The sequence below is a fragment of the Oleiphilus sp. HI0079 genome, from assembly GCF_001635105.1.
Genome location: NZ_LWFT01000750.1, coordinates 20,047 through 28,228 on the forward strand (window position 1 = coordinate 20,047; position 8,182 = coordinate 28,228).

An 8,182-nucleotide genomic window follows, 5' to 3' on the forward strand; every position below is an offset into this window, starting at 1 on the left:
ATTTTTTCGCTTGTAGAAAGGCTCCTTGCTTTGAAACGAACCTATAGACTACTCAAATTCAAAGCGAAGCTTGTTGCCTATGTCCTGTTAATAGCGGTTCTCATCTACGTTGTCGCAGGCAGGGCAATCCTTTCGATGACACCGGAATACCGAGTCACTCTTCAAGATTATTTAAGCGAAGAATTACAGATTTCTGTTGAGATTCAACAGATTGAGGTCAAATGGAGCGGCTTTGATCCTATCCTCGAAGCCCGAGGAATAAGCATTAATGGTGCATCTAATGCGCATATAAAAGTCGCTCAGATTAAGTTTGCTTTTCTTAACTCGATTCTTGCACGTGCCCCCCGCATTTACTCAATACGACTGGATACAGCCAACCTTAACTTGGAGCAAGATACTCAAGGTGTCTGGTTCTTGGCGGGAAAAGACCTTTCGCAGCTCAAGCTTCCCGCGAGTTCTGAGAGTTCCGCTGATGCTTACGACTTTGGAGTAGAGCAGATTCTAGACGGTGCGAACCTTAAGTTGGTGGACGCATTTGTTCGCACCTCCTCGCCTGACCGTAGCGATCGTGTTTGGCGTTTGCCATCGGCCAGTCTGAGTTATGTCAGCGGGCGAATTTTTGCGCAAGGTAATGTTATTAGACCCGGTGGGCTGCAGCCTCTGGCGCGCTTTATTTATAACAGTTCGGAGCTTGGTCGTAGTGATAAGTTATCTGGCGAACTGTTTTTAGAGGCGCGTTCGTCTGGTTTTCTCGATGAGCATATCAAAGCCTACCAATGGCATGGCATTTCTATTCAAGCGATTGATGCAAGTGGTCGAGCTTGGGTTAGCCTGAGCGGCCTTACCGTAGAATCTGTGTTCGCGGATATTCAGGTTGCCCAATTAAACTGGAACATTGAGGAAAAGTCCCTCGCTCCGATAGTGAATAGTTCCGTGAGTTTGGGTTGGCACGGTAATGAACACGGTCAACGCATCGACTTATATAATCTTGAGTATCTCTGGAAAGGCGATGAATGTTCGGTGCCGGGCGCCAGTTACGAGGCTGTGTCTGGGCGCGAAGAGATTGCTGTCGAGTCGCTAAACCTTTCCTGCGCAGCCGATATTATGACTTCTTTAGGTATCGTTGATGGTGATTTGGCCCAGAGAATTGATGTAGGAGAGCCTAATGGGCGACTGAACAAGCTTTGGATTAGCACGCATCCTTCTGATTCTCGGGTATTTTCCGTAGAGGCCGAACTTCAGGATGTCGCAATTAAGGGGTATGAGGGAGCGCCCTCTGTTGGTGGTGTTAACGGATATCTTTACACCGATGCGGAATCTGGCTTCGTCGACTTCCAAAGCAACGATTTTTTACTCTTCTTTCCCGAGCTTTACCTAAAGAGCTGGCGTAGCACAGACGCTCAAGGCCGTGTTGCGTGGTGGCAGGATGGGGAAGATTTCATGATTGAATCAGATGGGATTTACTTGCAACTCTATGAAGCATCAGAGGTTTTTGGGGATTTTACGCTTCGCCTGAATAATGATGAACGAGAGGATTATCTCGGCTTAATGCTGGGTATGCGCAACATCATGCTCCCCGATGTGGCTGAATTTGTGCCTTTTTATGTCGTGGATCAGGATTTGTATCGGTGGCTGAGTGACTCTCTCGTAGGAGGCTACGTTGATGAAGGAAAGTATTTCGCCTACGGCAGTATCGAAAATGAGAGCCCTGATAATAGCTTTTCCAGCAGTTTAAGTTTGAAAACAAAGGATGCTGTTTTGAAGTATGAGCGATCCTGGCCGGAGCTGGAGAAACTCAGTATAGATCTCGCGCTTCACGAGGACAGACTTGAAATCTCGGCAGATGATGCGGAAATAAATGGAACAAAAGTTAAGAGGTTGGATGTATTTATGCCGGGCGTGTCGGCTGCGCAAAAAACGCCGCAATTGAATGTGAAGGCCAAACTGCAGTTTGAAGGAGAGGAGTATGCATATTGGCTTAAAGACTCGCCAGTAGCAGAGTCAACCGAGGAGGTCGCGAAGCTCTTGAGTTTTAGTGGTCCTGCGATGGGGGATTTAGATCTGGATCTCTCTTTGGGTGACGAAATAAAGGAGGAGTTTTCGCTTTCACTAATGCTTGATGGTGTGAGAGCCGCGCATCAGGAGAGCCCCTTAGTTGCAGAGGATCTTCGCGGACGATTAGATATCAGTTCCGAATCTGGTGTCTCGGCTGAAAAGATCGATTTGATTTTCTCTGGTGAGCCAGGTGTCCTGAGTATTACCCCTAATGCATTGTCTGATTCGACGTCGATCTCATTACAAAGTGGCCTTGCGGTGCATCAGTTGCTGCCCGAAGATCAGGACTGGTTCTTTGGTCTCGACGGTCAAACAAGATTTGACGCCTTGCTTGAGATTCCCAATGACCCAGAACTTGCCACCCATTTGCGTGTTAATTCGAACCTAGAGGGTATATCGAGCAACTGGCCGGCTCCGCTCACAAAGCTAAGTCGCTCGCGAAACAATGCAGAGGTGCTGGCGACAATCAAACCAAACCAAGTAGATGTCCTGCTTAAACTAAATGGCTCAGCTTTACCTAAAACAACAGCAGAGCTTTTGTTTATTGATGAGGAATTTGAATTTGGCAAAGTGGTTATGTCTGCAGGCGATACAAGGCTAAACGCGAGTGACTACAATTTTTCAGAAGACGGCCTTGGAATCTCACTGTCGACCAACGCGGCAAATCTTGATTCTTGGGTAAGCTATCTGACAAACGAGATACCCGGAGGAGGGGATGGTCAAGGCGCATCCTTGGAATGGCTTCGGGAAGTCAATATTCGTGCGGATGAGCTGGATGTATACGACAACATCATCAAGAGTGTGTCCGCTGTTATTTCTCCAAAGGATGCAGGTTTTTTTGTCGAGTTAAGCGGGCCAAACTCCGTGGGTAGCGTCACAATCAATAATGATACATCGCCTATTTTGATTGACTTGGCGCGTCTGAAACTAGAGGAGAGTGCGCCAGAAGACATCACATACTCTGCTGGGAATGAACCGATTACAAACCCCTTAACCATCGCTGACATGAAATTTTCTGTTGACGAGCTTTACCTGGGTGAGGCGTTTTGGGGGCAATGGAGTTTTTGGACTGAGAAAGACGAAAAAAGCCTTATATTTCGAGACTTGAAGGGCGTGGTTGCTGGCAGTGTCTTGCAGGGGCAACTCTCATGGCGTTACGACAATCAGCAACACTATACGATTTTGACGGTTGATGGTGAGGGGGAGAATCTTGCACCGGTACTCTCGCTATTTGGGCAAGAGTCGCCGCTGACTAGTGACAGCTACGAGACGGAACTCGCGCTTGTATGGCCGGATGCACCAGAAAACTTTTCGCTCTCTTTTCTCTCCGGATCGGCGAACATGACGTTCAGAAATGGTCAAATTAGAACCGATGCACAAGGTGCCGGAATTTTACGTCTTTTTGGTATTTTTAGCCTTGATGCAATTGGGCGACGGTTACGTTTGGATTTCTCTGATATTTATGAGGCCGGTATTTCTTACGATGAGATCGATATGAATGCCGTGATCAGCCAAGGTATCGTGAGTTTGGTCGACCCTTTAGTGATTTCGGGGCCTTCAAGTAACTACGAAGTGAATGGCGATATTAATCTGGCTGCACAAACGCTGGATTTAATAATGTCTGTTGAGTTACCTATTTCAAGTAACGTCCCATTGGCCGCGCTCATGTTAGGCAGTCCAACAATTGGAGGAGCCGTATGGCTGGTAGATAAGGTTCTAGGTGAGCCCCTTTCAAGTTTGTCGACGTTAAATTATGCCCTGACAGGATCCTGGGATGACCCGATCGTGAAGTTGGACTAAGAGGCACGAGTTCATGCGTGATCATGTGAAAAGCCTTCACTGCGGTTTGATTCAAATGTGCAGTAGCGACGATTGGCAGCAAAACTTGTCGGACGCTATAGCATTTATAAAAACCGCCTCATCCAGAGGGGCGCAGTTTATTGTCTTGCCTGAGAATGCGCTTTGTTTTGGTCAAGCTGCAATCAAAGAGTTTGAGCCTCATGTAGCCGAGTGCATCGCGTCTCTTCAGTGCCTGGTCGACGAATTAGGCTGTTATTTACTCTGCGGATCAGTGCCTTTTAAAGCGTCAAGAAAAGACGTTCGATTTCGTTCTAGAAGCTATTTGTTGTGTCCAGATTCGGAGCCTGTTTTTTACGATAAGATCCACCTTTTTGATGTGGATGTGGCGGATGAAGTGGGGGCATATAGGGAGTCCGATACCTATCAGCCGGGCCATGAGCCTAAAACAACCGAGTTGGCTGGCCATATACTCGGTTTGAGTATTTGTTATGACTTAAGGTTTCCGGAGCTGTATCAGTATTATCAGAAAAACGGCGCTACCTTGCTCACTGTTCCCTCCGCCTTTACATACAAAACAGGTAAAGCGCATTGGGAAACGCTATTAAAAGCGAGAGCGATTGAAACCCAAAGTTTTGTGTTGGCCGCGAACCAATGTGGTGATCATGGTAGGGGCCGTGTTACCTGGGGACACAGCATGATTGTTGCGCCTGACGGGGCAATCTTGGCGTCCTGCGCCGATGAGCCTGGGATTTGTATCGCTGAGATTGACCTTAAGCTACTTGAGCAAGTCCGAGCAGCGATGCCACTTAGACAACATAAACGCCTACTATAGAGTAATAGCCATGAGCGTTACCCTAGAATGTCCGCCTCGTACTCTTTCAAGAAGCGAAACAGCTTTTTCGCTGCCCCCGTATTCTTATCGTGCTGACGATCTTTCGCCGCATTACGCGTGAGTTGCCTTAAGGTTTGAATGTTGACTGCGGGGAAGCTTTCAACAAACTCGGTGAGCGCGTCGTTTCCTTCACTAATCAAGCGTTCACGCCATGCTTCGAGAACATGAAGGCGTTTGGCGTAGATGTCGCTTGAAGCATCAAATCGATCAACGACGACCTGGATCGCTTCGATATCCTCGCTGCGCATTAGCTTGCCGATATATTGGAGTTGTCTGCGTTTGGCTTCTCTAGAGTTAATGCGCAGGTAAGTTGTAATGCCTTCATTGAGTTCGTCAGAGACAGGTACTTGAGCAAGCTGGTCTTTGCGCAGTTCGCACAGTTTTTTACCGAGGTCTTGCAGGGCTTCCATCTCTTTTTTTATTTGGGTGCGGCTTTTTACATACTCTTCATCGTCGTCAAAGGAGCTTGGATCAAAGTCGTCGTTCTGGCTCATAAATCTCTCTTACTTAAAATGACTTAGCCGTAGGCGATGGACGCGAGGCCAAGGAAGGAAAGAAATCCTACTACATCGGTAATCGTAGTCAGAATCACGCCTCCTGCAAGCGCTGGATCGATGTTTCTAGACTTCAGGAAGTAGGGTAGCGCCGTGCCGGCGAGTGCTGCGACCACGAGGTTGATTAGTAATGCAGCGGCGATCACCACGCCAATCTTTGGGTCTGAAAACCACAGCACGGCTAGGCCAGAAACAACGATCGCCCAAAGCATGCCATTTAACAGGCTAACTACAAATTCTCTGTTTAATAACCACTTTAGGTTACTAGAACTTATCTGGCCAACGGCCATCCCGCGAATAACCAAGGTGAGTGTCTGGCTTCCAGCGATACCACCCATACTAGCGACGATTGGCATGAGCACGGCAAGTGCGACAACTTGTTCAATGGTCGCTTCAAACATGCCGATGACTCCGGATGCAATAAAGGCTGTGACGAGGTTAATGCCAAGCCAGACGGCGCGCCTTTTCGCGGTTTGCTTTACCGGCGCAAACGTATCGCTGTCTTCATCAAGACCAGCCATACTTAATAACGAATGATCTGCGTCTTCACGGATAACATCAACTACGTCATCAATCGTGATTCTTCCGAGAAGAATACCTTCGTCGTTTACTACGGGCGCCGTTACGAGATCCTGTCGAGCAAATAGCGTAGCAACTTCACTTGAACTGGTGCTGACATTGATTGAAACGGTATCGGTTGCCATTACCTCACGAACTGTCGCACTGGGATTCGAAACAAGCATGGATGTAAGTGGCAGCGTGCCAACCAGAACGCCTTTTCTGCTTACAACAAGCAAGCTGTCGGTCATTTCAGGGAGGCTTCGATGACGACGAAGATAGCGCAGAACAACATCTAGAGTGATATCCGCGCGAATCGTCACGGTATCGGTGTTCATCAAGCCGCCCGCTGTGTCCTCTTCGTACGCTAGGACTTCTTCGACACGTTCACGGTCTTGCGCATCCATTGAGTCGAGTACTTCTGAGGTAATCGTCTCTGGAAGGTTTTGAAGAATGTCAGCGAGGTCATCGGTGTCCAGATCTTCTGTCGCATCGATGACTTCTTGCGCGTTTAACTGGCTGAGGAAATAGGCCTGAACATCTTCATTAAGGTATTGAAGAACGTCGCCACGATAATCCGCTTCAATCAATTGCCAGATAATTTTACGTTGGCGTGGCGGTGACGACTCGAGTAAATGGGCAAGATCACTCGGGGTGAGGCTTTTATTTATCGTGCGCGCGACTTGTTTTAACGACCCAGACTCAATGGCATCCTGGATCGACTGCCATTGCTGATCTGAACTGTTATTGTCGAAATAAGTTGCCATGTGCGCGCCGTTAAAAGGTTCAAGCTAAAAGTATAGCGTAAGACTCAAGAACCTCGGAGATGTTTTCTCAGAAAAACAAAGACTTAATTCGCCTAATTAAAGTGGATTTGGCTAGCTCTCTTCGCCAAACTTGTTAGAAATAAGCGCTTTCAGCGCAGCTAGGGCCTTCGTTTCGTCTGGGCCCTCGACTTGGATGGAAATCTCAGTACCTTTACTGGCTGCAAGCATCATCACGGACATGATGCTTTTTCCATCAACCTCTCGACCATCTTTGCTGATGAGAAAAGAGCTTTCGAAGTGGCAGGTACATTCTACAAACTTCGCTGCGGCGCGGGCGTGAAGACCTAAGTCGTTAATGATTTCCACTGTTTCACATAGCATGCCGAAGTAAGCTCCAAAATATAATAAACAACGAGACTAAGGTATTTTATTGGGTTTTTACAGGAGCTGACAGCTCTTTGTGGCGTATAAGTATATTTTGGTATGTTTGCTTGAAATGATTGCCTATGCGCTCACACAGGTAGACGCTTCGATGTTGTCCGCCAGTGCAACCAATTGCGATGGTCATGTAGCTCCTGTTGTTCGCGGAGAACTTAACGAGCCAGCGCTCTAGTAATTCTGTGATGTCTCGTTCCATATCCGCTACTTCTGGTTGGGAGCCGAGAAAGTTCTGAACGGGCTCATCTAAGCCGGTAAAGCTGCGCAGGGCTGGATCCCAATATGGGTTGGGTAAGCAGCGCACGTCGAACACATAATCCGAGTCGCTCGGAACCCCGTGCTTGAAGCCGAAAGATTGAAACAGCAGCGCCATTTCTTGGGACGTTCGGCCGGCAACGCGCAGTTTGATGTGATCGCGAAGCTCATAAAGCGACATTTCACTGGTATTCACCGTGAGATCTGCTTTTCGGGCTATTGGCTCCAGTAATAATCCTTCGCTTTTAATGGCTTCTTTTAATGAGGTGCTTGGGGTGCTCAGAGGGTGTTTTCTTCTAGTAGCGTGAAAGCGCTTGAGCAGTGTCTCAGCGTCGGCATCAAGATAGATTATATCCATGTCGATGTTTTGGTTTTGGCAGGCTTGATAGAAAACAGGGAAATTTTCTATCCCGCTTTGTTGATTGCGTGCATCAATACTGACGGCTACTTTTGAAAGGCGCTCATCTTTGCTTAATGATGACTGGTTGCCAAGCTCTAAAAGGAGACCTACTGGCAAATTGTCGATGCAATAAAAACCAAGGTCTTCAAGCACGTGGAGTGCGGTGCTTTTGCCTGAGCCAGACCTACCGCTGATAATAACGAGCTTCATAGCATCTCCACNTTATCAGCGGTAGGTCTGGCTCAGGCAAAAGCACCGCACTCCACGTGCTTGAAGACCTTGGTTTTTATTGCATCGACAATTTGCCAGTAGGTCTCCTTTTAGAGCTTGGCAACCAGTCATCATTAAGCAAAGATGAGCGCCTTTCAAAAGTAGCCGTCAGTATTGATGCACGCAATCAACAAAGCGGGATAGAAAATTTCCCTGTTTTCTATCAAGCCTGCCAAAACCAAAACATCGACAT

Annotated in this window: 7 protein-coding genes; 3 read left to right on the top strand and 4 right to left on the bottom strand. The window is 47.6% G+C overall.

Annotation, left to right across the window (positions count from 1 at the left end; translation table 11 throughout):
- Nucleotides 1-30 precede the first annotated feature (30 nt).
- Together A3750_RS14015 and A3750_RS14020 are read left to right on the top strand one after the other, a co-directional pair.
- Nucleotides 31-3,855 (top strand): YhdP family protein, encoded by a 3,825-nt coding sequence (locus tag A3750_RS14015; protein WP_068452842.1) that lies wholly within the window; start codon nt 31-33, stop codon nt 3,853-3,855.
- 13 nt (nt 3,856-3,868) lie between these two features.
- The gene (locus A3750_RS14020; RefSeq protein ID WP_068452845.1) at nt 3,869-4,687 is read left to right on the top strand and encodes a carbon-nitrogen hydrolase family protein; all 819 of its coding nucleotides are present in this window, start codon (nt 3,869-3,871) and stop codon (nt 4,685-4,687) included.
- 17 nt (nt 4,688-4,704) lie between these two features.
- On the opposite strand, the gene yjgA is transcribed toward A3750_RS14020, so the two are convergent.
- The 4 genes from yjgA to rapZ all read right to left on the bottom strand — a co-directional run bounded on the left by yjgA (nt 4,705) and on the right by rapZ (nt 7,929).
- Nucleotides 4,705-5,241: a ribosome biogenesis factor YjgA gene (gene yjgA, locus A3750_RS14025; RefSeq protein ID WP_068452846.1), complete on the bottom strand. Its 537-nt coding sequence runs from the start codon at nt 5,239-5,241 to the stop codon at nt 4,705-4,707.
- Nucleotides 5,242-5,264: 23 nt separating this feature from the next.
- Nucleotides 5,265-6,626 carry a magnesium transporter gene (mgtE, locus tag A3750_RS14030; protein ID WP_068452849.1) on the bottom strand — a complete coding sequence of 454 codons (1,362 nt, stop codon included), beginning with the start codon at nt 6,624-6,626 and terminating at the stop codon, nt 5,265-5,267.
- A 111-nt stretch (nt 6,627-6,737) separates the two neighbouring features.
- Nucleotides 6,738-7,007: an HPr family phosphocarrier protein gene (locus A3750_RS14035; RefSeq protein WP_068452852.1), complete on the bottom strand. Its 270-nt coding sequence runs from the start codon at nt 7,005-7,007 to the stop codon at nt 6,738-6,740.
- 46 nt (nt 7,008-7,053) lie between these two features.
- Nucleotides 7,054-7,929, bottom strand: coding sequence for an RNase adapter RapZ (gene rapZ, locus A3750_RS14040; protein ID WP_068452854.1), 876 nt, complete (start codon nt 7,927-7,929; stop codon nt 7,054-7,056).
- Nucleotides 7,930-7,985: 56 nt separating this feature from the next.
- Between rapZ and A3750_RS14045 the strand changes: the two genes are divergently transcribed.
- On the top strand, nt 7,986-8,182 hold a 197-nt coding region (locus A3750_RS14045; RefSeq protein WP_369819946.1), incomplete at its 3' end, for an RNase adapter RapZ.

Bases quoted from the DNA above. Each gene is read 5' to 3' on its own strand.
- A3750_RS14020 (WP_068452845.1), top strand. From the start codon at position 3,869: ATGCGTGATCATGTGAAAAGCCTTCACTGCGGTTTGATTCAAATGTGC.
- rapZ (WP_068452854.1), bottom strand. From the start codon at position 7,929: ATGAAGCTCGTTATTATCAGCGGTAGGTCTGGCTCAGGCAAAAGCACC.
- A3750_RS14035 (WP_068452852.1), bottom strand. From the start codon at position 7,007: ATGCTATGTGAAACAGTGGAAATCATTAACGACTTAGGTCTTCACGCC.
- yjgA (WP_068452846.1), bottom strand. From the start codon at position 5,241: ATGAGCCAGAACGACGACTTTGATCCAAGCTCCTTTGACGACGATGAA.
- mgtE (WP_068452849.1), bottom strand. From the start codon at position 6,626: ATGGCAACTTATTTCGACAATAACAGTTCAGATCAGCAATGGCAGTCG.